1 protein-coding gene is annotated in these 521 nt (G+C 38.2%); it reads right to left on the minus strand.

Features of this window, described 5'->3' with window-relative positions:
* Nucleotides 1–309 precede the first annotated feature (309 nt).
* Nucleotides 310–521, minus strand: a 212-nt coding sequence (locus ACQV2P_RS08675) for a transposase (RefSeq protein ID WP_428894898.1), incomplete at its 5' end; no start/stop codon positions are given.

Raw genomic sequence — 521 nt, forward strand, 5'->3', positions numbered from 1 at the left:
AGATCAATACTTCTGTTATTTCCGATCCTAACCTCGCATTTTAGATGATCTTTCGAATACCATGTGGATTCGCTTAGATCTGTAGGATTGATAAGTCCTCTAAAATTCGAGGGAAGCAACCGAAGGGTGCTAGTTTACTCCATTAAGATACTGGGGCTTTGTGAGACCTTCTCTTAATTTCGTCTCGTTAACTGGTCGTTTTTGATCCAAAAGAGATTGAAGTTCAAAGGTTGCTTTACCAAAGTCTTTATGTTTCCGATGTCCAAACTTTGCGTTATACTCGCTAATAGAACAATAGGCTGTTTTTCCTTAAGTGGCTTCATGGGGAAACTGTTCTTTTATTGTTGTGATCCGCTTTATTTGTTTATTGACGGCTTCTGATTGTTTGTTGGTATAAAAGGATGTCCGTATTTCCTTGGGAAAATGCATAAATGAAAAAAGATTCTTTTTTAGTCTCAATTGTTCAGCCAACTTTGGATAAGTCGCTCCCCAGGTCTGGATGAATTCATTGAGTAGTCGAG

It is taken from the genome of Facklamia sp. P12932 (assembly GCF_050409545.1).
Taxonomy (GTDB): Bacteria; Bacillota; Bacilli; order Lactobacillales; family Aerococcaceae; genus Facklamia.